The following is a 23,411-nucleotide window of genomic DNA, read 5'->3' as shown; positions in this document are numbered from 1 at the left end:
ATGGGTAGGGCCTGCGGCCACGGGATCTGGGTTGTGGAGTGCCTACGGCAGCAGGGGCAGGGGCGGGAACTCGTGGTGCTCCCAGAGCCGTCGGGAGTTCTCCTCGGGGTGGGCCGCGACGGTGGGCCGCGCGCCGAACACCTGGGTGAGGCGGTGTTCGGGGTCGAAGGCGGGCCAGCCCGGGTCGCCGGTGCCGGCGAAGGCGGTCCATGCCGTGCGGAAGCGGGCCGAGATTGGTGTCGGTGGCATGGGCGGTCGTGGAGCTCGCCTTTGTCCTCTGTCACGGAACTTCTCTGTCACGGAACTTCTCGCAGCGAGGTCGCCACACGCATAAGTGGAGAGCTCTTGTCCAGGAGAATTGATGTTTTTTACGACGGTGGCAAGAGCGCGATGTGACTTCACAGGTTCGGGCCCGTGCCGTTCGCGACGGAAAATGAGATGTGCGGGGCCTGCGCCGCTGGCAGGCTGCGCCGGTGAACCGTGAACAGATGTCCCGCATCGCCCACGCCGGCCACCCGATCAAGTCCCCGCTCGACGACGATTCCGTACGCCGGCTGCTGGAACGCGGCGCCCCGCGTGGCGACGAACGCGTGCTCGACCTCGGCTGCGGCGGCGGGGAGTGGCTCCTGCGCGCCCTGGCCATGGGCCCGCATCTGCACGCCGAGGGCGTCGACATCTCCGAGGACGCCCTGACACAGGCACGCCAGGCAGCGAGCCATCTCGGTGTCGAGGAGCGGCTCGTCCTCCACCATCAGGAGGCCGCGGGCTTCGCCTCCCCGCAACCGTTCGACCTGGTGCTCAGCGTCGGTGCCGCGCATGCCTTCGGCGGTCTGCTCCCGACCCTCGCGGCGGCACGCAAGCACCTCGCTCCCGGCGGCCGTGTCCTGGTCGGTGACGGATTCTGGGAGTGCGAACCCACCCCGGAAGCCATCGAGATGCTCGGGGACTTCACCGACCTCGCGACCACCGTGGACCGTGTCGTCGCCGACGGTTGGACCCCGGTCGACGGACACGTCAGCACGCGCCGCGAGCTGGACGACTACGAGTGGGCGTGCTGGGGGTCGCTGGCCGAATGGGCCCTGGACCATCCCACCGACCCCGACAGCACGGACGTACTCGCGACAGCCGGTACCCGCCGCTCCGAATGGCTGCGCGGCTACCGGGACAGCTTTGGCTTCGTCTCGCTGATCCTGCGCCGGACGTCCGACTGACGGACCGGGCCGCGTGCCCCTCGCGCGGCACGCCGTCCGCGGATTACTCCCCAGGGAGTAATCCGCACCCGCGGTCGCCCCCGGCAGTACGCGTCACCTCGCCCTCCCGCCCGACGAAAGCCGTGATTCTCGGCGGAAGTCTGGGGACCGAAGCAGACGTCACCCGGAGGGAGATCGGTCGATGAGGGCCGGAGAGACAACCACTACGACGAGGCTGGGGCCGGGGCGCGGGCGAGCCGTTCCATGGGCGGTGCTCGGGCTGTGGATTGCCGTGATCGCGCTCGTCGGGCCGTTCGCGGCGAAGCTCGCCGACGTGCAGCACGACAAGGTCACCGACTACCTGCCGGCGAGCGCGGACTCGACGCAAGTGGCGAAGATCGAGGAGAAGTTGCCCGGGGGCGAGACCACCGAGATGGTGCTCGTCTACCACCGGGACGGCGGGCTCAGCGCCGCCGACCGGAAGACCGCGGCCGGGCAGGTCGCGGAGATCACCCGGCAGCACGAGCTGATCGGCGGCGCTCCCAAGGGGATTCCGTCCAAGGACGGCACGACCCTGATGTACCCCGTCGCGAGCAACGAGCCCGGGGCGAACGAGGAGGAGCAGGACAAGCTCGTCACCGACATCCGCGAAGTCGTCCGGGGCGAAGGCGGGTTGAGCGTCGACGTGGGCGGCACCGGCGCGCTGGCCACCGACTCCGGCGCGGTCTACGACTCGCTCGGCGGACCGCTGCTCTACACCACCGTCGCCGTCGTCGCCGTACTGCTGATCCTGATCTACCGCAGCCCCGTGCTGTGGCTCGTGCCCCTCGTCGTCGCCGGCATCGCCGACTACATGTCGATGGGTGTCGCCTACGGCCTCAACCAGGCCTTCGGCACGACCGTCTCGGGACAGAGTTCGGGGGTGATGACGATCCTCGTGTTCGGGGCGGGCACGGACTACGCGCTGCTGCTCGTCTCGCGCTACCGGGAAGAGCTGCGGCGCTTCGAGCGACCGTACGAGGCCATGGTCGCCGCCCTGCGCGGCTGCGGGCCCGCCGTGCTCGCCTCCTCCGGCACCGTCGCCGCCGGACTGCTGTGCCTGCTCGCCGCCGATCTCAACAGCAGCCGGGGCATGGGCCCGCTCGGCGCCGTCGGCGTGCTGTGTGCGCTGATCGCGATGATGACCCTGCTCCCCGCCCTCCTCGTAGTGGTCGGACGGCGGGTGTTCTGGCCGCTCGTGCCCGCCTTCGGGAGCACGCCCAAGCAGCGGCGGAGCCTGTTCTCGGCGATGGGCAGCTCTGCCGGACGCAGGCCGCTGACCGTACTCGCGAGCGGTGCCGTACTGCTCGGCGCCCTGGCCCTGGGCTCGCTCAACCTGCCGGGAGCGCTCAAGCAGGAGGACTCCTTCGTCAACAAGCCGGAAGCCGTCGTCGCGATGGAGACCCTTGCCAAGGCCTATCCGGGGCAGGGCAGCCAGCCCATCGACGTGATCACCCCCCAGGGGCGCGCCGACGAGACCCTCGCGGCCGTCCGCGGCACACCGGGCGTCGACAGCGCGGAGAAGGGGCGTACGGGAGACGGCTGGACCGAGATCTCCGTCTTCGCCAAGAGCGCACCCCAGTCGGCGGGGGAGACCGCCACCATCAAGTCCCTGCGGGACGAACTGAAGGGCTCCTATGTCGGCGGGGACAGCGCCCAGCAGATCGACCTGGAGGTCACCAACGCCCGGGACACGAAGATCGTCGTACCGCTCGTCCTCGTCTTCGTGATGCTCATCCTGATCGGGCTGCTGCGGAGTCTGGTCGCACCGCTGCTCCTGGTGGTCGCGGTCGTCGCGGTGTGGGGCGCCTCCCTCGGGATCGGCGGACTGGTCTTCGAACCGCTCCTCGGCCTCAAGGGCACCGATCCGGGGCTCGGACTGCTGTCCTTCGTGTTCCTGGTCGCCCTCGGCGTCGACTACGGCATCTTCCTCATGCACCGGATGAGGGAGGAGTCCCTGGCGGGAGCGGAACCGGCCACGGCGGCACTCACCGCGCTGCGCACCACCGGCGGCGTCATCGCCTCCGCCGGACTCGTCCTCGCCGCGACCTTCGCCGTGCTGACGAACATGGGCCTGGTGCAGCTGGTCCAGCTCGGCTTCGTGATTGCCGTCGGCGTCCTGCTCGACACCTTCCTCGTACGGACGTACTTGGTGACCAGCGCCAGCGTCGCTCTGGGCCGGAAGGTGTGGTGGCCGGGCGTGCTCTCACGGGAGCCCGACCCGGCCGAACGGACCGGACCGGCCGGACCGACCGAGCCGCCGCGGCGGACGGAAACCGTCGGCGCACCCTGAGCACACTGATCGAACGCGTCGATCGAGCACACTGATCGAGCACGCTGATCGAGCCCCTTGATCGGGCGGGCCCGCCCGGGTGCCTCTCCTTCCGGAAGGCACCCGGGTTCCCGTACGAGTACCGGAAGATGGAGCCGTGGACGAACGGGGAACGACCACAGAGGTACGCGACCGGGCGGCGGCGGAGACGGCGGCCGGTGGCGGCGGGCGGTCCCGTCGCGTCGAGCGCGTCATGTCCGCCATCAACCGCGACCCGCTGACCGCACCGCACCGCACCCGCAACGACGCGGTCCTCGCACTGGGTGTCGCCGTGCTGGCCGTGGCCATCACCCTGATGGGCGGCGAAGGGATCCGGCCCGACCATCTCGGCTGGACGCTGCTGCTCGCCGGGCACGTGCCCCTCGTCTGGCGGCGCCGCCGTCCGGTGATGGCCCTGCTCGGTGTGGTGGCCTGCATGGCTCCGTACTACGCCTTCGACTACAACCCCGCCCCACCCGTCCCCGCGATCGTCCTGGCGCTCTACACCGTCGCGGCGACCGGCGCCGTACGCCGCACGCTGCTCACCGGTGTCGCCGTCCTCGGCTCGACAGTGATCAGCAACGGCATCACCGACCAGGACGAGGCGCTGGACTCCCTGGAGATCTCCGGCTGGATCATCTCGGTGCTGGTCGTCGGTATCGCCGTCCGCTACTACCGCTTGTACGTCGCCTCCATCGTCGAGCGGGCCGAACGGGCCGAACGCACCCGGGAGGAGGAGGCCAGGCGCCGCGTCGCCGAGGAACGGCTGCGGATCGCCCGTGACCTGCACGACCTGCTCGCCCACAGCATCACGCTCATCGGCGTGCAGACGTCCGTGGCGGCGCACGTCCTCACCGCCGACCCCGAGCGCCTCGACCGCAAAGCCGTCGCCCAGGCACTGGACGACATCGCGGGGACCTGCCGGACCGCCCGGGGGGAACTGCGCACGACGCTGGAGGTGCTGAGGGCGCATGACACGGTCGCGGTCGCGGATCCGGGAGCGGGGGCCGGCTCCGTGTTCGGTTCTGTTTCCGGGGCCGAGGACATGCGGGGGCCGCTGCCCGGGATCGACGGACTGGCCGGTCTCGCGGAGACCGGCCGGGTGGCCGGAGCCAAGGTCGAACTGTCCGTCCGCGCGGACGGCATCCCGCCCTCCGTGGGCGCCGCCGCGTATCGGATCGTGCAGGAGGCGCTCACCAACGCCGTACGTCACGGTGGCCGCGAGGACCTCACCGTGCGGGTGGGTCTGTGGACCGCGGACGGCACACTGCGGGTGAGTGTCAGGGACGACGGGACGGGCGGGGACGCCGGCTCGGGCGGCGGGGCGGGCCCGTCCGACGGCGGGCCGGGGTTCGGGCTCGTCGGAATGCGGGAGCGGGCCCGTAGCGTGGGCGGCACACTGGACGCCGGTCCGGGGCCCGCCGGGGGCTTCGAGGTGACCGCCACACTGCCGCTGTCCCGGGAGGACGAGGTCCGATGACCATCCGCGTACTGCTGGCCGACGACCAGAACCTCGTACGGGCCTCCTTCGCGATGCTCGTTTCGTCGGCCAAGGACATGGAGGTCGTCGCCGAGGCGGGCACCGGGCGGGAGGCCGTGGCGCTGGCCCGGTCGGCGCGGGCCGATCTCGTCGTGATGGACATCCGCATGCCCGACCTCGACGGGATCGAGGCGACCCGGCTCATCGCCGCCGACGAGGATCTCGCGGGGGTGAAGGTGCTCGTCCTGACGACGTACGAGACCGACGAGCACATCGTCGAGGCACTGCGGGCCGGGGCGTCCGGCTTCCTCGTGAAGGACATCAGGCCGGCCGAACTCCTCGACGCTATCCGGACGGTGGCCGCGGGGGAGTCCCTCCTCTCGCCCGGTCCCACCTCGCGGCTGATCGCCCGTTTTCTGCGCGCGCCCAACACCGGGACGACCTCCGCGGTGGGCGGGCCGAGCGGGCTGTCCGAACGGGAACGGCAGGTGCTCGCGCTGGTCGCGCGCGGTCTCAACAACACCGAGATCGGCGACGCGTTGGGACTCAGCCCGCTGACCGCGAAGACCCATGTCAGCCGGATCATGGGCAAGTTGGGGGCGCGGGACCGGACACAGCTGGTGATCGTGGCGTACGAGTCGGGGCTTGTGGTACCTGGGACCGTCTGAGTTCGGGCCGACTCCGGGGCATGCGCCACCAGGTCTTTCTCACCGACACTCCCTACGGCGAGTCCTCGCGTGAGGCGGCTCGGCCGCGGAGTGCGACGAGGGCCAGCAGGGCCGAGAACAGTGCGGCCGAGCCGCAGACCACGAAGCCGATCGAGTAACCGTGCCCGAGCGCGTCCAGGGCCAGCGGGTGCAGGTCGGCCAGCTTCGGTGACGACTCCGCGGCGCCGTTCACCGCGAGCGGACCGCCCTCTTCCAGTACGGCCGTGCCCGCGCCCTTGAGCGCCCCCGGCAGGGCGGAGTCGTGCAACGACTCGGAGAAGCTGCTCGCCGCGCGGCTGAGGGCGACCGCGCCGATGACCGCCGGGCCGAGGGTGAAGCCGAAGTCGCGCAGCAGGTTGGTGGTGGCGCTGGCCATGCCGGCCAGCTGAACCGGCACGGTGTTGACGGCAGTTGCCGTGATCGATGAGACGGTGACGGCGAAGCCGAGGCCGACGAGACCGAGCGGCAGGATCAGCGACGTGAAGGCGGTGTCGGTGATCGGCAGGGTGGCCGCCAGGTAGTCGCCCGCCGCGATCAGCAGCAGTCCCGCGCCCAGCAACAGCCCCGGTGCCACCGTGCGCAGCAGGCGTTCCGTCACGGGCAGCATCGCCAGCGCGATGCCGTTGAGCAGGACGAAGGCCAGGCCCGTCCGCATGGGTGCCTGGTCCTGGACCGGGCCGAGGCGGATGCTCACGGAGTAGGCGGTGCCCAGGAAGGCGAACATGCCGACCACGGCCACGATCGAGGCCACCGCGAAGGCGCGGTTGCGGAACAGATCGAGGCGCAGCAGTGGGGACCTGGCGTGCTTCTCGGCCAGGACGAAGGCGGCGAGGAACACGGCCGCCAGGACGAACGCGATGACGATCGACGGCGAGGCCCAGCCGTCCGTCGGCCCCTGGATGATGGCGTAGAGCAGGGCGAACAGACCCAGACCGATGGTGACCTGGCCCGCCAGGTCCAGTGAACGTCCTTCGGGCGCACTGGAGTTGACGGCGAACCGGGCGCTGACGACGGCGCTGGCCGCGGCGACGACCGTGACGACGACGAAGGACCAGCGCCACGAGCCGTAGGTGGCGGTGACACCGCCGAGCAGGGGCGCGAGGAAACCGCCGGTGGACAGCAGGGCCGCCCACATCGCGATGACCCGGGCGCGTTGTGCGGGCGAGGTGGTGCCGGCGGCCAGGATCGCCAGCGAAGTGGGGAAGAGGGCGGCCGCGCCCAGGCCGGCCAGGGCCTGGCCCGCCCAGAGCTGGTGGACGCCGGACGCGGTGGCGCTGACCACCTCGCCGACGGCGAGCAGTGCCGCGCCGCCGACCAGGAGCCGCTTGCGGCCGAAGAGGTCGCCGAGCAGACCGAAGGTCAACTCCAGTACGGCGACCGGGAGCAGGAACGCGTCGGAGATCCAGGTGAGTTGTGAACCGACGGGGTGCAGGTCGGACTGGAACAGGCCGTTGAGGGTGGCCGGTATGGCCAGACCGATCTGGGCGAGACAGACGGCGAGGAGTCCGGCGACGAGAGTGCCGGTGGTGAGGCCGGGGCCGGTGGCCGTTGTCGCTGTGGGCTTGGTCGTCGTTGACACGAAGGGCTCCTGAGGGCGCGGGAGGCGTGGGGAGGTTCAGGCAGGAGAAGGGTGGTTCGCGGTCAGCGGGTGCCGGTCAGCTGGCTCGGCCGGTAGTCGGTGAAGGCCGCGCCGTCGAGGCCCAACTCGTCGGCACTGCGCTGGAGTTCGGCAGCCGTGGTGGAGTCGCCCCAGTGCCCCGTGTTCAGCCGGTGCTCCACGGCGTGCAGGCCGGCGACCACCTCGGCGGTGGTGAAGTTGCAGTGGCTCGGGCGTGCGACGTAGGCCTGACGCAGCAGTGCGGAGTCGCCGGCCCTGTGCACCCGCCCGGCGAAGGCCGACTCCTGCTCGACGGGAACGAGTTGGTCGGCGGTGTTGTGGATGTCCAGCAACGGCACGGCCAGGCCCTGTCCGGCGGTCGAGGTCTGCTTCAGATGGGCCACCGCGGCCGGGTCGGCCGTGATGTCGGCGCCGTGAGTGAGGTGGTTCAGGTCGGACCGCAGGTCGAGTCCGGCGTCGCGGTAGAGCGCCTCGACCTGCTTGGCGTGCGCGGACCCGCGCAGCAGCCCGGCGTAGTCGACCCCCTTGTTCCACGAGGTGTTGCCGCCCGCGGACTGCTCCACCGACCAGCGCGCCGGAACGATGAAGCCGAGCAGCCCCTGCGCGAGCCACGCGTACTGCTGCTGCTCCTGCCCCGCGAAGTCCTCACGCGTGGGCGGGAGTTGGCCGGGCGCCCAGTCGGCAAGGTTGAGGAAGGCGGCGGCCAGCGCGATCCGGGCGCGCCCGGCAGTGGTCTGCTGCGCCGCCGTGACCGCCTGCGTGAGCCGGGCGGCGAGCGCGGCGCCGTCGGCCTGGCTGTCCAGGTTCACCAGTCGGTCGGCGTCGGCCGGGTCGAAGAACGTGGCGAGGGCGTACTCGGCGTCCAGTTGGTAGTTGTCCAGGTCGACACCGCCCGCGACAAGACCGCAGAGGCCGAGTGCGCCGTCGATGCGACCCGCGCCGTCCCGGGCGAGCCGCGCGTTGACCAGGCCGCCCATGGACTGGCCCACCGAGATGACCCGGCTCGGGGTGCCGACCTGGCGGCGGAACGCCTCGAGCGCGGCGAACTGGTCCCGCTCGGCCGAATCGAGCGCCCACATCGAGCCGTTCGGATCGTAGGAGGAGCCGGCGAGGGCGTACCCGCCGTCGAGCAGGGCCTGTTGCACGGCGGCGGACGGGGCGTCGGCGGCGGTGGTCGGGCCGAAGCCGTGGCTGAACAACAGCAGGGTGCCGTTCCACTGCGCGGGCTTGTCCGCGATCCAGGTGGCGCCGTCGGACAGCGTGCCGGTGAAGTGCTCGGCGGTGGTGGCCTGCGCGGCGGTCGCCGGTCCGAGAAGAGCGGCCGCGAGGGCGGTCGCGCAGGCGGCGGCGAGGATCGAAAGACGGGGACGGAGAAGGGGACGGGACATGGCGGCGGCTCCGCGGGTCGGGTGGGGACCAGGTGAGGACCGAGTGGGGGAGCGTGCGGGATGAGCGCTGCGAATGTAGGTCTCTTTTTTCATCGCCGTCAAGAGACTGACCAATAACGAAGCAGACGGGTCCCCGTACGGACGCGCGGCATCGAGGTGCGGAACGGCCCGGTGCCGGTCGGGTCGGCCCAGTGTCGGTCGGGTCGGCCCAGCATCGGAGCCGCTTGGGTCAGCTCAGCGTCAGCGTGTCCAGCAGTCGTGCCGCCGCCCGCGCGGCCGGCCGCTCCCAGCGGCTCGCCAGGCCGCGGAAGACGGTCTCCGCCTGCCCGGCGGGCCAGTCGCCCGGCAGGTGCTCGGCGGGCAGATGCGGGTCCCGTCGCACCAGGTCGAGCCAGTCGGTGTGCACCAGGAGCTGGCCCGCGAGCTCATCGCCGGAGGCGGTGGCGGGCAGCGGGTCGGTACGGTCCCAGCGCTCCAGGAAGGCCCGGTACCGCGCGCCGATCGCCGGCACGTCGAAAGCCTGCTCGAGCACCTCGCGGACATCGGTGGGTGACTCCACCTCGGCCCGGAACACCCTCAGATACGACTCCAGGCCGAGCCCCGCCACCATCGCGCGGACGTCGACGCGGGACGGGGCCACCCACAGGCCGTTCTGCAACGGGCCGAAGCCCGCCCAGATGAGACGGGAGCGCAGATCGTGCCGTTCCCGGCTCCACGCCTCGGGCAGCGAGAAGCCGACCATCGTCCACCGGCCGTCCCAGTCCCGGTTGACGGCGCCGGTGCGCCAGATCCGGTCCTTGCCGTCCGTCAGTACCTGGACCGCGTGCGGCGTCAGCCCGAAGTAGGTCTTCCGGCCCTGCCGGGTGCGCTCCAGCAGACCCCGTTTGACCATCCGGTTCAGCGTGGTCCGTACCGCCTCCTCGGTGCTGCCCACCCTGCCGAGCGCGGCGATCACACTGCCCGTCGACACGGCGACGGACCGTCCCAGCACATGTGCGCCGAAGAAGGTCAGCATCAGGGACTGGGTACGTGGTTCGGGGCCGCTCTCGGCGGTCGGTCCGGCGGCGACATCGACACTGGTCACGGGCACAGCGTAGGCCCGGGGCGAGCGGGCCCCGCCTTCGCCGCGCCAAGTGTGTCATTTCTGTGACGGCAATCTCAGAATGGCCTGATGTCGGCGTGACGTACCGATGTGCGGGCGGCGCCACTCAGGACGCGTTCAGGGTCGTGTGCCACCGTGGGCGCGATGCGGGTACTGGTGGTCGAGGACGATGCGCGGTTGGCGGACGTGCTGTTCGCCGGGCTGGTGGCCGAGGGGTTCGGAGTCGATGTCGTGCACGACGGCCTGGAGGGGTACTGGCAGGCGTGCGAGGGAGCGCACGACGTCATCGTGCTGGACATCTTGCTGCCTTCCCTCAACGGGTACGACGTCGCACGCCGGTTGCGGGCGGAGCGGGTCTGGACGCCGGTGCTGATGCTCACCGCGAAGGACGGCGAGTACGACGAGGCGGACGGCTTGGACGTGGGGGCGGACGACTACCTGCGCAAGCCGTTCTCGTTCGTCGTGCTGGTCGCCCGGTTGCGGGCGCTGGCGCGCAGGGGAGCCACACCCAGGCCGCGGCTGCTCAGCCACGGGGGCCTCACGCTCGATCCCGAGTCGGGGGACTGCACGGCGGGCGGGCAGGCGCTCGTGCTCCAGCCGCGCGAACGGGCCGTCCTGGAGGTCCTGTTGCGCAACCGGGACCGCGTGCTGTCGAAGGAACGGCTGCTCAAGGCGGTCTGGGGGCTGGACGCACCCGGGGACGCGAACCTCATCGAGGTGTATGTGTCGGGACTGCGGCGGAAGATCGGCGCGGCACGGATCGACACGGTGCGGGGGCTCGGGTATCGGCTGGTCGATCCCGATGCGTGAGCGTCGGTGGTCAAGTCTGCGGTACGCACCACGGGTTCGCCTGCGGCCCACTCCACGGGTTCGCCCGCGGCCCACTCCGCGGTTCGGGCTGCGGCCCACACCGCGGGTCCGACGGCGCCCCACCCTTCGCGTCACCCTCACCGCGCTCGTCACCCTGGCCGTAGGGCTCGCGCTCGCGCTCGCCTCGGTCGCGCTGGTCGCCGGCATGTCGCACACCCTCGTCGGCGATGTGAAAGCGGCGGCCGTTCGTGAAGTCGACCGGGTGGCCGCCGAGTTGGCGACCGGGAAGCCCGCGACCGAACAGCGGTACAGCCCGGCGGACGTGGTCACCGTGATCCGGGTCGAGGACGAGCACGGACGGGTCGTCCAGACACTGCCCGAGCTGCCGACCGAGCCGTCCCCCGACCGCCCGACCACCCCTCCCTCCGGGCAGGTTGTGCGCGTCCCCGACCGGGATCTGGTGGTCGCGTCCCGCACCGTCGGCACGCCCGACGGCGTACGGACCGTGTCCGCGGTGTCCCGGCTCGGGCCGATCAGCCGGAGCATCGACCTGGTGGTCCGGGCGCTGTGGATCGCAACGCCCTTGCTCACGGCGTTCGTCGGACTGCTGACCTGGTTCGCGGTGGACCGTGCGCTGCGGCCGGTCGAGGCCATCCGCGAGCGCGCCGAGGCGATCAGCCACTCGACGCTCGGCGAACGGCTGCCCAGGCCGCGGACCGGCGACGAGGTGGAACGGCTGACCACCACGCTGAACGCCATGCTGGACCGCCTCGACGAAGGCGCCCGCAGGCAGCGGGAGTTCGTGTCGGACGCCTCGCACGAGCTGCGTACCCCGCTCGCCGCGATCCGGGCGGAGCTGGAGGTGTCGCTGGCCCACCGGGGCGCCGCCGACTGGCAGGACGTCGCGGGACGCCTGCTGGCGGATCACCGGCGGCTCGACCGGCTCACCGGCGACCTGCTGATGCTGGCCCGCACCGACGACCCGACGGTGTCCCGGCGGGCCGAGTCCGTGCGGCTGGACGAGATCGTGGCGGGCGAGCTGCGTGCCGTGCGCGGGGCCGAGGTCGTCCCCTCGCTCGGCGAATCCGTCGAGGTCACCGGAGTGGTCGCCGAACTCGCTCGACTGGCCCGCAATCTGCTCGACAACGCCGACCGGCACGCGGCCAGCCGGGTGGAGGTACGCGTCGCGACGGCCGGTGGCCGTGCCGTGCTCAGCGTGGACGACGACGGACCGGGGATCCCCGAGGAGCAACGGGCGCGGGTGTTCGAGAGGTTCGTGCGGCTGGGGGGACGGCAGCCGGGCCAGGGGCGACGGGGGAGTCGGCCTCGGCCTCGCCAGGTGCGCGGCATCGCGCGCCGGCACGGCGGAGACGTCACGGTCATCGCGTCGCCGCTGGGCGGCGCCCGCTTCGAGGTTCAGCTGCCGCTCAGCCCGGCTCAGGTCGTCTGAAGGTTCCCTCGCCACCGTGGTCGTCCTCACACGACCACGGAGGTGAACGGCCATGTCGCGTTCGGTACGCGGTGGTTCGGCGGTGCTCCTGCTCGCCGGCGCCCTGCTTCTCGCAGGGTGCGGCTCGGGCGGAGGCACACAGTCCCAGCAGTCCGAGAAGTCGGGCCAGTCGGGCCAGTCGGGCCAGTCGGAGCAGTCCCAGCAGGACAAGACGCAGGACGTGATGCTGGCGTACGCCCAGTGCATGCGGAAGAACGGCGTCCAGGTGCCCGACCCGCGGGCCGACGATCCCGGCTCGCTGTACGACGGGGTCGACACCGGGTCGGCGGCGTTCAAGGCGGCCGACAAGAACTGCGCCCACCTCATCGCCGGGATCGTCCAGGACCGGGAGAAGCAGGATCCCGAGCAGGCGCAGCAGACCCAGGAGGAACTGCTCGCGCTCGCCAAGTGCCTTCGTGCGCACGGGATCGACGTCTCCGACCCCGTTCCGGGACAGACCGCAGGACCGTTCGGCAAGAGCCTGGACCGCACCGACCCGGCCGTGTCCAAGGCGCTGAAGGCGTGCCAGAAGTGAGGACGAGGAAGCAGGGCGAGAAGCCCGGGAAGACGGGGAAGCGACGTGTCGTCATGGCCGTACTCGGCGCCTCCGCCGCGATAACAGGCCTGTCGGTACTGCTCGTTGGGACACTGTCCGCGACGGACTCGTCGGACGGCGGCGACAGCGGCCAGGGCGCGCACACCACCGCCGAGGCCGCAGTCCGCGATCTGACCCTGACCCAGACGCTGAACGGCGTCGTCGCCTACCAGAACCTGCGGGCCCTGTCGCCGGGTCGGAGCGGCGTGGTCACCCAACTGCCTCAGGTGGACGCACAGTTCGGCTCGGGCGAGGTGCTCATGCGGATCGACGACCGTCCCGTGGTCCTGCTGACGGGCAAGGTGCCCGCGTGGCGCGACCTGCGGCCGGGGATGTCCGACGGCACCGATGTACAGGAGCTGGAGACGGCCCTGCTCGCGCTCGGGTACGGCACGAAGGGCGACGGATTTCCGGACGGCCACTGGGACGCGCGTACGACGAAGGCGGTCGAGGAGTTCCAGGGGAAGACCGGCGCGGTGGTCGACGGTGTGGTCTCCCTGGGCGATGTGGTCTTCGCGCCCGGCCCGATCCGGGTCGCCAAGCTCGACGCCCACCCGGGTGGTCCGGCCGTACCCGGCACGTCGGCGATGAAGGTCTCCGACACGGTACGGGTGGTGATGCTCGACCTCGATCCCCTCGACCGGAACCTGATGAAGCAAGGAGCCCCGCTGGAGGTCGAGTTCCCCTCCGGGGACAAGGTCGCCGCGACGGTGCGGTCCATCAGTACGACGCTGGAGATGAACGCCGACAACAAGGGGGTCTACAAGGTCACGGCGAGCCTGAGGAAGCCGTCGGCGGACACGGACCTCGTGCTGGCGCCGGTGACGGTGCACTACACGACGGTCGTCGCCAAGGACGTGCTCTCCGTCCCGGCCACGGCGATCATCGGGACACCCGGGGGCGGCTACGCGGTGGACGTGGTCTCGGGGAACGGCGGCGCCCACAAGAGGACTTCGGTGCAGCTCGGGGCATGGGGCGACGGCTTCGTCGCGATCACCGGGGGCGTCCCGGCCGGCACCGAGGTGGAGGTACCGAAGTGACCGGGCCGACCGCACCGACCGCCCCGGGATCGGACCCCGGGCCGGTGCTCGAACTCGTCGATGTCGTCCACCAGTACCAGGGATCCCCGCCCGTACGGGCCCTCGACGGCGTCAACCTGACCGTCACGGCCGGGGATTGGGTCGCGATCGTCGGCCCGTCCGGCTCCGGCAAGTCCACGCTGCTCAACCTGATGGGCGCGCTCTCCACGCCCACCTCCGGTGTCGTACGCGTCGACGGCCACGACGTGACCCGACTGAGCGACGGCCAACTCTCCGCGCTGCGCGGGCGGGCGCTCGGCTTCGTCTTCCAGTCCTTCCACCTGCTCCAAGGACTCACGGCGCTCGACAACGTGGCGACCGCCCTCCTGTACCGGGGGATCCCGGCCGGGCAACGGCGGGAGCGGGCGGCGCGGGCGCTGGAGCGGGTGGGGCTCGGCCGGCGGCTCGGGCACCGCCCCTCCCAACTGTCCGGCGGCGAGTGCCAACGGGTCGCCATCGCCCGGGCGTTGGTGGGGGAACCGGCCCTGATCCTCGCCGACGAACCGACCGGCAACCTCGACTCGCGCACCGGTGAGGACATCATGAACCTGTTCGGCGAACTGCACACCGCAGGCGCGACCCTCGCGCTCATCACCCACGACGAGGACATCGCCCGCGCGGCCCCGCGCCGACTCCACGTCCGGGACGGCCGGATCGTCGCGCAGGGGGTGACGGCGTGAGGCCGGTGGATGGCGGCTCAAGGTCCGCGGACGGCGGCTTGAGGTCCGTGGACGGCGGCCCGAGGTCCGCGGACACAGGCTTGAGGTCCGTGCTCCGGCCCCGAGACGCGCTGGCCCTCGGTCTGCTCGGGGTGGTCGGCGGGAGCGGCCGACGGGGGCGGGCGTTGTTGACGGCCGTCGGCATCGCGATCGGCATCGCCGCCATCGTGGCCGTCGTCGGCATCTCGGCGTCCTCGAAGGCGAACGTCCTCGCCGTCCTCGACCGGCTCGGCACCAACTATCTGACGGTCACCCCGGGCCAGTCCCTGACCGGAGGCAGTGCCCACCTGCCGGCCCAGGCACCAGGCAGGCTGTCACTCCTCGACCAGGTCCAGGCCGTCGCCACGACCGCCCAACTGGACGTGACCGTACGGCGCAGCGACCGGCTGCCCGCGACCGACACCAGGGGGACGGCCGTACTGGCCGCCGACGACGGGCTGTTGAGCACCCTGGGCGGTGAACTCGCCACCGGACACTGGCTGGACCAGGGGGCGAGCGGATACCCCACGGTCGTGCTCGGCACAACAGCGGCGCGACTCCAGGGAGTCGACCCGAGCAGAGGCGATCAGTTGGTCTGGCTCGGGGACCAGTGGTTCACGGTCGTCGGCGTGCTCAAAGCGATGCCGCTGGCGCCCGAACTCGACAACACGGCGATGATCAGCACCGAGATCGCCGAGCAGAAGTTCGGCTACGAGGGCTCACCCACGACGGTGTATCTCAGGACCGACCCGCGGCACGTCGACTCCGTGTACGAGGTGGCCGCCGGCACGGCCGACCCGCGCGGCCCGGAGGAGGTCGAGGTCACCCGGCCGTCGGACGCGCTGGAGGCACGGGCCGCCGCGGACACGTCGTTCACGGCACTGCTGCTCGGGCTCGGCGGGGTCGCGTTGCTGGTCGGCGGGGTCGGCATCGGCAACGTCATGGTCATCTCGGTGCTGGAGCGGCGCGGCGAGATCGGGGTACGCCGCGCGCTCGGCGCCTCACGACGGCACATCAGGGCGCAGTTCCTGGTGGAGGCGCTGGCCCAGGCGGGAGCGGGCGGACTCGTCGGGGTGGCACTGGGGGCCGCGATCACCGTCGGGTACGACGTCGGCGCGGACTGGCCGGTCGTGCTGCCCGCCCAGGGGCTGGCCGGTGGCGTACTGGCCGCGCTCACGGTCGGCGGCCTCGCCGGCCTCTACCCGGCGAGTCGCGCGGCCCGCCTCCAGCCGGCGGAGGCGGTGCGGCCGGTCTGACCCCACACTCCGGTCCGGCCTCACACTCCGGTGCGGCCGGTCCGGCCTCGCGGACACCTTCCCGCCGCCACCCGGATACCGCCGCTAACCGCGCTGCTCGTACCGCTGCCACTCACGTCCGCCGTCGCGCGACGTCCACAGCCCTTCGCCCTTGACCAGGTCGTACGAGGGGGTCGTCGCGTCGGCGATGCCGTAGAGCGTCGTGCCGTGGACGGCGAACGACGTGAAGGTCGCCGGCGTCTTCAGCTCATGGAAGGCGCCGGCGGTGCGGTCGTCGGCGAGCCAGTACCGGCCGCCTTCCTCGCCGACCAACAGCCGCCCGTCCGTGAGCAGTTCCAGGACCCCGAGGTCCGAGAAGTCCTTGAGCTTCTTCCAGGGAATGCCGCCGCCGAGGACCGTCCGCCAGTGCTCGCCGTCGTCCGTGGTCACCAACAGGCCACGCACGCTCTGGCCTACGTCCTCGCCTTGGAGGAGTGCCAACGCCGCGGTGCCGCCCCGCGCGGTGAGGACGCCTCCGAAGTACGGCTCGGGGACGGCCGTGGAGCCGAGGGTGCGACCGTCGCGCTGCCGTACGACGCTTTCGGGGACGTCGGTCAGGGGCTGGCGCAGACTCCAGACCGTGCCCCGCTCGTCGACGACGACTTGGTTGACGTCGTCCAGCGCTCCGGACACGGGAGCGACGGTGTGCGTGGCGGGGCGGTAGACGAGGGTCGGGTACGGGTCGCCGAGCAGGATGTCCCCGGGGCGGGTGCCCTCCGGGGTCTTGCTCACCACGACCTTCATGCGCTTCCCGCGCACGTCGAGGGCGTACATCCCGTCGCCCGACTCGTCCGACGGCATCAGCACGAAACCCCCGGGCACCCCCTGATACCTGGGCGGCACATTCTCGGCGTCGGCGTGTTCCGCGTGCTCGGCGACGGTACGGCCGTCCGGGCCGACGATGCGCCAGGCGGTGGCGGCCGGACCCTCGTCGTCCTCGACATTGCCGGCGTTGTACGTCAGCAGCAGCGAGCCGTCGTCCGCGCGGACCACATCGTAGGGCGCACCGGCCGCCTCGATGACGTCGGCGGGGCTGGGGTGCGGATCCTTGAGAACACGCATGTACTTCGCCTCACGGCCGCCGGAACTCCCGTCGCCCGAACTTCCGTCCTCCGTGCCGCAGGCGCTCAGCGTCAACGCGGCACTCGCCACTGCCGCGAGCCCGACCGTCCGCCACCTGCGTCTCCTCAGCCACCCCATGGCCCCATCCTCACATGAGCGCGAAGCGGCCGGACGTCATCGGATGGACAATGGGCGGCCTCGGAAGGAGGACGGCGATGGCTGAGCGCATGATCGAGGTGGACGGCGTCGAGCTGTGCACCGAGTCCTTCGGTGACCCGTCGGATCCGCCGGTCCTTCTCATCATGGGCACCGGAGCCTCGATGCTCTGGTGGGAGGAGGGCTTCTGTCGGCTGCTCGCTGCGGGTGGGCGCCGCGCGATCCGCTACGACCACCGGGACACCGGCCGATCGACCACCTACGCACAGGGCCGGCCCGGCTACACCGGCGCGGACCTGGCCGGTGACGCCCTGCGCGTGCTCAACGCGTACGAGATCCCGGCCGCCCATGTCGTAGGCGTCTCGGCAGGCGGAGGGATGGCGCAACTGCTCGCGCTCGAACGCCCCGACCGTGTTCTTTCGCTCGTCCTGATCAGTACGTCCCCCGCCGTGTCCGTCGACCGCGAACTGCCGCCGCCGACCGAGGAGTTCATGACCTTCGTCTCGACCGCGCAGGCCGATTGGTCCGACACCGAGTCGGTGATCGACTATCTGGTCGACTGCGCACGGGTGCTCGCGGGTGGCCGGCGCCCGTTCGACGAGGCCGCCGCGCGCGACCTTGTCCGCCGCGATGTCGAGCGCGCACGCGATGTCGCCGCGGCGACGAACCACGACGTGATCGACACGGGCAAGCTGCCGGAACAGCCTCTGTCGTCGATCGCCGTACCCACGCTGGTCGTGCACGGCACGGCGGATCCGATGTTCCCGCTCGCGCACGGCGAGGCGTTGGCCCAGGAGATCCCGGACGCGAGGCTGCTGGTCCTGGAGGGGGCCGGCCACGGGGTCGAGCGCGCGGACTGGGACGCGATCGCCGGCGCGATCGTCGAGCACGGCGCAGGGGACGGGACCGGTTAGCGCTGCGGCAGGAACGTATCGGTCGGACGGCGTCCGCCGGTCTATTGATCGCGGGACCACGCGCGGTACGCGGCCACGGCCGTCGGCAGGGTGGGGAAGATCAGGTCCGAACCGACGGAGGCCGCCAGGCCGTACACCTTGAGGTCGTCCATGAGGTCCTGCTTGACGCGTGCGAGGGCGAACACGATGCCGCGGCCGGTGAGTTCGCGGCGCAGTTCGTCGACCGCGTCGAGGGCGGTGATGTCGACCTCCACGTTGGCCTCGGCGTTGAGGACGAACCACCTGACCGGGTCGGTCTGTTGGGCGACGGCGGCCAGGGCGCGGCGCTTGAAGTTCTCCGCGTTGGCGAAGAACAGCGGTGAGTCGTAGCGGTAGACCAGCAGGCCGGGGACGGTACGGGCCTGTGGGTAGTCGTCCACGTCGTGCATGCCGGCGACACCCGGCACCAGTCCTTCGACGGCGTCGTGCGGACGGGCCACCCGTGTCAGCAACTCGGCCACGGACAGGCCGACGGCCACGATCACGCCGTAGAGGATGTCAAGGGCGAGCACACCGGCCAGGCAGCCGAGGGCGAGCAGGAGTTCGCGGCGGCGGAAGGTCGCGAGGCGGCGGAAGCCCGCGAGGTCGATCATCCGGACGGCGGCGTACACGACGAGTGCGCCCAGCACGGCTGACGGGGTGCGATGCAGCAGCGGGCTGAGGAACAGGAGCACCGCCAGCACCACCGCGCCCGCCACCAGGGAGTACGCCTGGCTGCGGGCGCCCGCCGAGGAGGCGAGCGCGGTGCGGCTGGCGCTGCTGCTGACGGGGAAGCCGTGCAGGACGCCCGCGCCGAGGTTGGCGGTGCCCAGCGCCAGGAACTCCTGGTTGGGGTTCAGCCCCGGTTCCTCGTCATCCTGTCCGGTGAAGGCCCGCGCGGTCAGGATGAAGTCGGTGTACCCGACGATGAGCACGCCGAGGGCCGGCAGCACCAGGTGCGGCAACTCGCCCAGGTCCGGCCAGGCGAGGCTCGGCAGACCCGACGGGACCTCGCCGATCACCTTGATGCCGTACCGGTCGTCGAGGTCGAACGCCACCACGGCGACCGTGCCGAGGACGACGGCGAGCAGGGGACCGGGCACGGCACGGACGTACCGGGAGACCGTGAAGAGGAACGCGAGCACGGCGGCGGACAGGACGACCGTTGCCGGGTGGGCGTCGGACAAGTGCCTGATGGCGGACCACAGTTGAGGGAAGAACTCCGAGCCGGTCGTCTTCACGCCCGTGAGCTTGGGGAGCTGGTCCACCATCATGATCAGCGCCACACCCGCCAGGTAGCCGATCAGGACCGGGCGGGAGAGCAGGTCCGCGAGGAAGCCCAGCCGCACCGCCCATGCCACCAGGCACAGCAGTCCGACCGTGACCGCGAGGGCGGCCGCCAGGGTGGCGTAGCGCCCGGGGTCACCCGCGGCGAGCGGGCCGACCACGGTGGCGGTCATCAGCGCGGTCGTGGACTCGGGGCCCACCGAGAGCAGCCGCGAGGACCCGAAGAGCGCGTACAGCGCGAGGGCGGGCAGGATCGCCCACAGACCGGCGACCGGCGGCAGCCCGGCCACGCCCGCGTACGCCATGACCTGCGGCACCAGGTACGCGGCCACCGTGACACCGGCCAGCAGGTCGCCCCTCACCCAGGCACGCCGGTAGCCGGCGAGGGCGACGGCCCCGGGCGCCAGGGTGCGCCACCTCGGTGTACGGATGCCCGCCTGCCGTCTCCCCGCGTGCTGTCCGTCCGCGTCCTGGGACATGTGCCACCTCTCCCCGTTCGCTCCCAGGATCCACCGGCAAGGTCACCGTCGCGCCGGGATCACGCCCGGTGCCGGCGTCGCGCTGCGCTTCGCCGCCGGCCCTCAGAGGGTCGCGGCGTGGTCGGGGACGTAGGTCTGCAGGTCGCGCGGCGGACGCTCGTAGCCGGTCGACGCGGGCCGCTGCGGGAGCTCCAGCACCGGCGGGGGCACCTCGCGGTACGGCACGGACGACAGCAGGTGGGCGATCATGTTCAGGCGCGCCCGGCGCTTGTCGTCGCTCTCGACGACGTACCACGGAGCCTCCGGGACGTCCGTGTACACCAGCATCTGGTCCTTGGCCCGGGAGTAGGCCTCCCAATGGGTGATCGACTCCAGATCCATCGGCGAGAGCTTCCAGCGCCGCAGCGGGTCGTCCAGCCGCTGGCGGAACCGTTCCTGCTGCTCGGTGTCGCTCACCGAGAACCAGTACTTGCGCAGCACGATCCCCGACTCGACCAGCATCCGTTCGAAGGTCGGGCACTGGCGCAGGAAGAGCTGGTACTCCTCCTTCGTGCAGAAGCCCATCACCTGCTCGACGCCGGCCCGGTTGTACCAGGACCGGTCGAACAGCACGATCTCCCCGGCGGCCGGCAGATGCTCGACGTACCGCTGGAAGTACCACTGGCTGCGTTCGCGCTCGGTCGGCTTCGGCAGGGCCGCGATGCGCGCCACGCGGGGGTTGAGGTGCTCGGACACCCGCTTGATGGTGCCGCCCTTGCCCGCCGCGTCCCGTCCCTCGAAGATCACGACCACTCGGGCGCCCTCCGCGCGCACCCACTCCTGCAGCTTCACCAACTCCGTCTGCAGACGCAGGAGTTCCTTCTCGTACGCCTTGCGCGGCAGCCGTGCCGCGTCCTTGCCGGCCATGCCGCCTCCACCGCCCGTTGTGCACACCGATGATTTCCGGAGCCCCTGATGCCCAAGGTCGAACACCAGGGCAGCACCGTACTTTCCGACGACGAACTGCGCACTCCGGCCGCCCACCTCAACCGCGTGATCGGCGCGGGGGATCGACGCGCCGGATCCACGAGGCAGACGGCCGACGCCCGTACCCCCGGTTCTCTGCGGCCCGGTGACAAGGGCGTCCGCAAGCGCTGCGTTCTTGTGAGCACCGCCTGAACCCGGAGTCCCGACCGCCCTACGGTCCGGCCATGAAGACGAGCCGCAGCAGAGCAAGGACGTGGCGCGGTGCCGCGCTGGCGGTGCTGCTGACCGCCGGTGCGCTGACCGCGGCCGCGCCGCAGGCCCAGGGAGAGAGCGCGCGGACCGAGACCTCCGTGGTGTCGACCCGTCCGGCGGACGGGGTGGCCGAGTCGGTGGTGCGGGTGAAGGTGCCGTTGCCGCAGTCGTTTGGCGCTCGTCCGGGGACGTGCGACTGGCTGTCGTACCTGCGCTACCGCGCCACCGACGGGCCGCGCGCGTCCGCCGACGCCGACCGGATCCTCGTCGCCCAACCGGGCATCCTGGAGGGGGCCGGAGCGTTCGACAGCGTCGCCCGCAACACCGTCTCCCGAGCCGCCGCGAGTGGGCGGCACATCGAGTTCTGGGCCCTGGACCGGCGCTCCAACTGCCTTGAGGATCCGACCGGTATCGCCTCGGGCGACCAGCACACCGCCGTCGACTACTACTACCGGGGCAAGGCGGTCGGCGGCCGGACCTTCGCCGGGTTCGTCGGCAAGGACCGGCTCGGTTGGATGGCCAGGCTCGGCATCGAGCAGACCGTGCGGGACGAACACGACCTGCTCGTCGCCGAGTTGCCCGATCAGGGAGTGCGCAGGAGCAAGGTGCTGTGCGGGGGGCACTCGCTCGGTGGTGTGATCACCGGGTACTTCGCGACGGCCGACTTCGACGGGAACCCCGCCACCACGGCCGACGCGGGGCAGAACCAGTGCGCCGGGTACTTCGCCCTCGACACGACGGTCTCCACCTCGCTGGCGGACCTGAGCGGATCCATCCCGGACGACACCAACCTGCCGGACATCGGGCTGGGTTACGCAGTTGTCCAGGCCGGGCTCGACAGCGGCGTCCTGTCCCGTTCGCTGTCCGCGCCCGTGCTGCTCAACCCCGAGACCATGACCCTGCTCGCCATCACCGGGCTGGGGGCCGTGCGGGATCCGGACGGTGAGGCGGACCTGCCGTCCTATCTGCCCTCCAACGTCAACATCGAGGCCACCAATCGCTTCCTCTTCTCCAAGGACACCGCCACCTTCCTCACCGGCTCACCCGCGGTGAAGGACTTCCGGCTCACCAACGACGCGGTCCTCGGGGCGCTGATGGACGACAACTCCGTACCGCTGGCGTTCCTGCAGAGCAGCGTGGGCTTCTTCGACGGCGGACCGATCGTCGACAAGGACTTCCCCGCCGCCAACGGCAGTTCGGGGCAGTCGCAGCTGTTCGGCGTCGAGTACAAGGCCATCCCGGCGCAGCCGCACGGGCCGCTCTACACCTGGCGCAATTACGACCGTGTGGGCGCCGCCGACGATCCCGGGTACCGGTCGGCCGACGGCACCCCGTTCACCGGCGCCGGCAAGGAGGTCACCGACATCCACGAGCTGGCCCGCAGCATGGGGGAGCAGCCGTTGGACTTCACCGAGCAGTACTTCCCGACCAAACTGGTCACCGACATCGAGTTGGCCACATCGCCGCAGGTGAAGCAACTCGTCGTACATCCAGAGGGGTTGACGGCTAACCCGACGCTCACCGTGCTCGCGGGAGACGGGTTGCTGGCGGGCCGCATCCCGGCCGACCTGCACCCCGTGATCGCGCCCGGCTACCAGCACCTCGACGTACTGACCGCGGCACCCGTCCAGAACGACGGCCGACCCGAGGTCGTGTCCACCAGCCTCGCCGCGTTCGCCGCGACGCTCAAGTAGCAGTCGACGCACACCCAGTAGGGCCCGGGAGGATCAGCTCCCGGGCCCTACGGCGTCGCTGCGGCTCAGAGCCGCGGATCAGACCTTGCCCGCGGCGAACGTGGCCGCCGCATCCGCGTTCGCGGTGTAGCCGAGGTGGGCCAGGACGTCGGTTCCGCCGTTCTGGCAGATGGGGTCACCGTTGGCGCAGAAGTCGATGGTGCGGCTCTGGTAGGTGCCGGTGACGCTCCTGCCGATGGCGCGGATCGGATTGCCGAACAGCAGCACCGCGGCGACTCGCGGTCCTACGGCGGCGGGAATGGTCGCCACGATCGGGCTGCCGACCACCGCGCCGTCGCTGCTGATTCCGATCGAGTTGTCGACGACGTTCGCACCCTGCGAATAGCCGACGAGAATGAAACGCTGATTCGGACAGGCAGCGGCTTGCGCGTTGACGTGGTTCACCAGATCCGCGTTTCCCTGCGCGGCCGACGTCAGGGAAAGGCCGGCGGGATAGTTCACCGCGTAGCTGGAGAGACTCTTTCCCGTGATTTTCTTCTGGAGCGCGGAGAACACCGGGTCGCCGACGATCAGACCGAGCGTGCCCGGTTCGAAGGTGCCGCGCGCCGCCACGACGTCGATGTCCGAGCAGGCGGCGGCCGATGCCGTGGGCGCGGTGAGGGTGGCGAGGCCGGCCCCGCCGACCAAGGAGAGCGCCGCGAGGCACAAGCGAATACGCATGGGAATCCTTTGAGGGTGGGGCGCGTGGAACGCGCCTGTGGAAAGGACATCCCGAAGGTATT

Annotated in this window: 21 protein-coding genes; 13 read left to right on the top strand and 8 right to left on the bottom strand. The window is 71.3% G+C overall.

Annotation, left to right across the window (positions count from 1 at the left end; all coding sequences use genetic code 11):
• Positions 1-42: 42 nt before the first annotated feature.
• Complete coding sequence (locus ACIP6U_RS35670) at positions 43-249, bottom strand: hypothetical protein (RefSeq protein ID WP_401726541.1); 207 nt, start codon at positions 247-249, stop codon at positions 43-45.
• Between the two features lie 224 nt (positions 250-473).
• Here ACIP6U_RS35670 and ACIP6U_RS35665 point away from each other — a divergent pair, with 224 nt between their 5' ends.
• The 4 genes from ACIP6U_RS35665 to ACIP6U_RS35650 all read left to right on the top strand — a co-directional run bounded on the left by ACIP6U_RS35665 (position 474) and on the right by ACIP6U_RS35650 (position 5,688).
• Positions 474-1,211, top strand: coding sequence for an SAM-dependent methyltransferase (locus ACIP6U_RS35665; protein WP_401726539.1), 738 nt, complete (start codon positions 474-476; stop codon positions 1,209-1,211).
• Positions 1,212-1,392: 181 nt separating this feature from the next.
• The gene (locus ACIP6U_RS35660) at positions 1,393-3,522 is read left to right on the top strand and encodes an MMPL family transporter (protein ID WP_401726537.1); all 2,130 of its coding nucleotides are present in this window, start codon (positions 1,393-1,395) and stop codon (positions 3,520-3,522) included.
• A gap of 136 nt (positions 3,523-3,658) precedes the next feature.
• Positions 3,659-5,020, top strand: a complete 1,362-nt coding sequence (locus ACIP6U_RS35655) for a sensor histidine kinase (protein WP_401726535.1) — start codon at positions 3,659-3,661, stop codon at positions 5,018-5,020.
• Positions 5,017-5,688, top strand: a complete 672-nt coding sequence (locus tag ACIP6U_RS35650; RefSeq protein WP_401726533.1) for a response regulator — start codon at positions 5,017-5,019, stop codon at positions 5,686-5,688. Before ACIP6U_RS35655 ends, ACIP6U_RS35650 begins: the two co-directional genes overlap by 4 nt.
• Before the next feature lie 52 nt (positions 5,689-5,740).
• Here the strand turns inward: ACIP6U_RS35650 and ACIP6U_RS35645 are convergent, their stop codons facing one another.
• The 3 genes from ACIP6U_RS35645 to ACIP6U_RS35635 all read right to left on the bottom strand — a co-directional run bounded on the left by ACIP6U_RS35645 (position 5,741) and on the right by ACIP6U_RS35635 (position 9,823).
• Complete coding sequence (locus ACIP6U_RS35645) at positions 5,741-7,306, bottom strand: MFS transporter (RefSeq protein ID WP_401726531.1); 1,566 nt, start codon at positions 7,304-7,306, stop codon at positions 5,741-5,743.
• A gap of 62 nt (positions 7,307-7,368) precedes the next feature.
• Entirely contained in the window at positions 7,369-8,733 is a 1,365-nt protein-coding gene (locus ACIP6U_RS35640) for an alpha/beta hydrolase (protein WP_401726529.1), read from the bottom strand.
• Between the two features lie 229 nt (positions 8,734-8,962).
• Positions 8,963-9,823, bottom strand: a complete 861-nt coding sequence (locus tag ACIP6U_RS35635; protein ID WP_401726527.1) for a PaaX family transcriptional regulator C-terminal domain-containing protein — start codon at positions 9,821-9,823, stop codon at positions 8,963-8,965.
• A gap of 156 nt (positions 9,824-9,979) precedes the next feature.
• On the opposite strand from ACIP6U_RS35635, the gene ACIP6U_RS35630 reads away from it, so the two are divergent.
• From ACIP6U_RS35630 to ACIP6U_RS35605, 6 genes are all read left to right on the top strand, one after another.
• Positions 9,980-10,645, top strand: coding sequence for a response regulator transcription factor (locus ACIP6U_RS35630; RefSeq protein ID WP_401726525.1), 666 nt, complete (start codon positions 9,980-9,982; stop codon positions 10,643-10,645).
• Positions 10,638-12,095 (top strand): sensor histidine kinase, encoded by a 1,458-nt coding sequence (locus tag ACIP6U_RS35625; protein WP_401726523.1) that lies wholly within the window; start codon positions 10,638-10,640, stop codon positions 12,093-12,095. Before ACIP6U_RS35630 ends, ACIP6U_RS35625 begins: the two co-directional genes overlap by 8 nt.
• Before the next feature lie 52 nt (positions 12,096-12,147).
• Positions 12,148-12,669 (top strand): hypothetical protein, encoded by a 522-nt coding sequence (locus ACIP6U_RS35620; protein ID WP_401726521.1) that lies wholly within the window; start codon positions 12,148-12,150, stop codon positions 12,667-12,669.
• Complete coding sequence (locus tag ACIP6U_RS35615; RefSeq protein ID WP_401726519.1) at positions 12,666-13,769, top strand: peptidoglycan-binding protein; 1,104 nt, start codon at positions 12,666-12,668, stop codon at positions 13,767-13,769. The genes ACIP6U_RS35620 and ACIP6U_RS35615 overlap by 4 nt, the downstream gene beginning before the upstream one ends.
• Positions 13,766-14,488: an ABC transporter ATP-binding protein gene (locus ACIP6U_RS35610; protein WP_401726517.1), complete on the top strand. Its 723-nt coding sequence runs from the start codon at positions 13,766-13,768 to the stop codon at positions 14,486-14,488. Before ACIP6U_RS35615 ends, ACIP6U_RS35610 begins: the two co-directional genes overlap by 4 nt.
• 89 nt (positions 14,489-14,577) lie before the next feature.
• Positions 14,578-15,762: an ABC transporter permease gene (locus ACIP6U_RS35605; protein ID WP_401726515.1), complete on the top strand. Its 1,185-nt coding sequence runs from the start codon at positions 14,578-14,580 to the stop codon at positions 15,760-15,762.
• 84 nt (positions 15,763-15,846) lie between these two features.
• Here the strand turns inward: ACIP6U_RS35605 and ACIP6U_RS35600 are convergent, their stop codons facing one another.
• Positions 15,847-17,001 carry a hypothetical protein gene (locus ACIP6U_RS35600; protein WP_401726513.1) on the bottom strand — a complete coding sequence of 385 codons (1,155 nt, stop codon included), beginning with the start codon at positions 16,999-17,001 and terminating at the stop codon, positions 15,847-15,849.
• A 77-nt stretch (positions 17,002-17,078) separates the two neighbouring features.
• On the opposite strand from ACIP6U_RS35600, the gene ACIP6U_RS35595 reads away from it, so the two are divergent.
• Positions 17,079-17,933 carry an alpha/beta fold hydrolase gene (locus ACIP6U_RS35595; RefSeq protein WP_401726511.1) on the top strand — a complete coding sequence of 285 codons (855 nt, stop codon included), beginning with the start codon at positions 17,079-17,081 and terminating at the stop codon, positions 17,931-17,933.
• A gap of 41 nt (positions 17,934-17,974) precedes the next feature.
• On the opposite strand, the gene ACIP6U_RS35590 is transcribed toward ACIP6U_RS35595, so the two are convergent.
• Together ACIP6U_RS35590 and ppk2 are read right to left on the bottom strand one after the other, a co-directional pair.
• On the bottom strand, positions 17,975-19,717 hold the full coding sequence (locus ACIP6U_RS35590) for a SulP family inorganic anion transporter (RefSeq protein WP_401726509.1): 1,743 nt from the start codon (positions 19,715-19,717) through the stop codon (positions 17,975-17,977).
• Positions 19,718-19,819: 102 nt separating this feature from the next.
• Positions 19,820-20,623: a polyphosphate kinase 2 gene (ppk2, locus tag ACIP6U_RS35585; protein ID WP_401726507.1), complete on the bottom strand. Its 804-nt coding sequence runs from the start codon at positions 20,621-20,623 to the stop codon at positions 19,820-19,822.
• 48 nt (positions 20,624-20,671) lie between these two features.
• Between ppk2 and ACIP6U_RS35580 the strand changes: the two genes are divergently transcribed.
• Positions 20,672-20,875, top strand: a complete 204-nt coding sequence (locus ACIP6U_RS35580; RefSeq protein ID WP_401726505.1) for a hypothetical protein — start codon at positions 20,672-20,674, stop codon at positions 20,873-20,875.
• A 32-nt stretch (positions 20,876-20,907) separates the two neighbouring features.
• Positions 20,908-22,629 carry a hypothetical protein gene (locus ACIP6U_RS35575; protein ID WP_401726503.1) on the top strand — a complete coding sequence of 574 codons (1,722 nt, stop codon included), beginning with the start codon at positions 20,908-20,910 and terminating at the stop codon, positions 22,627-22,629.
• Positions 22,630-22,707: 78 nt separating this feature from the next.
• Here ACIP6U_RS35575 and ACIP6U_RS35570 read toward each other — a convergent pair whose 3' ends face one another.
• Positions 22,708-23,349 carry a cutinase family protein gene (locus ACIP6U_RS35570; protein ID WP_401726501.1) on the bottom strand — a complete coding sequence of 214 codons (642 nt, stop codon included), beginning with the start codon at positions 23,347-23,349 and terminating at the stop codon, positions 22,708-22,710.
• Between the last annotated feature and the right edge of the window lie 62 nt (positions 23,350-23,411).

The sequence above is a fragment of the Streptomyces sp. NPDC088794 genome (assembly GCF_044750545.1).
Taxonomy (GTDB): Bacteria; Actinomycetota; Actinomycetes; order Streptomycetales; family Streptomycetaceae; genus Streptomyces.
This window is presented reverse-complemented; position numbering and strand designations above follow the sequence as displayed.